We start from the raw sequence: 1,549 nt of genomic DNA, 5'->3' as shown, positions 1-1,549 counted from the left end.
TGCTCCAAGTTTAGCTACGCTCCAAGGGCAGTTCCTGCCCCGTTGGCAGTTGCAATCTACATTGCGAGTTTTAGCAAGTTTAGCGCGGCGTTGACATCCCGATCATGGGTAGCGTTGCAAGCTGGACAAGTCCATTCACGCAAAGCAAGATTCTTCACATCGGCATGCTTATATCCGCATTGAGAGCATAGCTGGCTACTGGCATAGTTCTTCGGAGCGATAATAATATCTCTGCCGTACCACTGAGCTTTGTATTCCAGCATCGAACGGAACATGCTCCAAGACACTTCGCTGATTGCTTTAGCCAGTTTGTGATTCCGCATCATGTTCTTTACTCGAAGGTCTTCCATGACAATGACTTGGTTTTCGATAATCATCTTGGAAGATTCTTTGTGCAAGAAGTCTTTGCGCTGATTGGATATTTTTTCATGCATTTTAGCTATTTTCAAACGTGCCTTATGGCGGTTGCGACTTCCCTTTTGTTTGCGTGACAAGTCTCGTTGTAATTTAGCCAAACGCTTCTCGGATTTACGCAAATATTTCGGGTTTTCGATTTCTTTACCTTCAGATGTAACGGCAAAGGTTTTCAATCCAAGGTCTATGCCAATTCTGCTATCCAATTTAGGCATTGGTTGAATGTCGGTTTCCACCAAAACAGAAGCGAAATACTTGCCGCTAGTCATCCTGGAAATGGTACACGACTTAATAAGTCCGTCGAATTGACGGTGCAGCTTGATTCTGATTCTACTCTTTAGCTTTGGGATCTTGATGTACCCACCGTCAATAGCGATTGTGCCGTTCTGATTATTCGTCGTGAAGCTAAAGTCATTCGTCTTTTTACTCTTGAACCTTGGGAAGCCTACGCTCTTATCACGAAAAAAGTTCTTGTACGCCTTTTCCAGATTCAGTTGAGCGTTAGCAAGTGCAAGACTATCGACTTCTTTCAGCCAGATGAACTCTTTCTTATACTGAGCAGGAGTGGTTGCAAGCATCTTCTCAGTTTGTCTGTAATGCTCGATTTTGTCGGCAAGCATGCGATTGTAGATGAATCGAACACACCCGAATACGTTTGCGAGATATTGCTGCTGTTCGCATGTTGGATAGATGCGGTATTTGTAGGCTTTCAGCAAGTCTTCACTCTCATTTCTGACCTTGGGTTTCAATATACTTTTTGATTACATCAATAGGCGCTCCGCCAGTAGTAAGCAGGCAGTAAGAACGTGACCAAAAATATTCTTTCCACAAGGATTTTCGGATGATTGGAAACTCCTTCTTGATCAGCCTTGAAGATGCGCTCTTGTAAGCGTTCAAAAACTTTGAAATGTCCGTATTCGGTTGAGTCTTCATGAGGATGTGAACATGATCGCAGTCATGGTTCCATTCTTGCAAGGTAATATTGTAATTCGGCTGAATATACTCAAATATTTCTTTCAGCCGGTTGGATATTTCATCATTGATCACTTTTCGGCGGTACTTGATTACTAGAATTAGATGATAATTAAGCGAGAATACTGAATGGTTATTCGAGTCAAGATCCATTGATAATACA

General features: G+C 42.4%; 2 protein-coding genes. Both read right to left on the bottom strand.

The genetic code is table 11. The annotated features are described in order from the left end of the window. Positions 1-56: 56 nt before the first annotated feature. Positions 57-1,130: an IS200/IS605 family element RNA-guided endonuclease TnpB gene (tnpB, locus tag FPZ49_RS35085; RefSeq protein ID WP_144855362.1), complete on the bottom strand. Its 1,074-nt coding sequence runs from the start codon at positions 1,128-1,130 to the stop codon at positions 57-59. Positions 1,131-1,140: 10 nt separating this feature from the next. Further along, entirely contained in the window at positions 1,141-1,539 is a 399-nt protein-coding gene (gene tnpA, locus FPZ49_RS35080; RefSeq protein ID WP_144855364.1) for an IS200/IS605 family transposase, read from the bottom strand. Positions 1,540-1,549: the final 10 nt, after the last annotated feature.

It is taken from the genome of Paenibacillus cremeus (genome assembly GCF_007786445.1).
Taxonomy (GTDB): Bacteria; Bacillota; Bacilli; order Paenibacillales; family NBRC-103111; genus Paenibacillus_G; species Paenibacillus_G cremeus.
The sequence above is the reverse complement of the archived record's forward strand: the minus strand, read 5'-3'. Positions and strand labels throughout refer to the sequence as shown.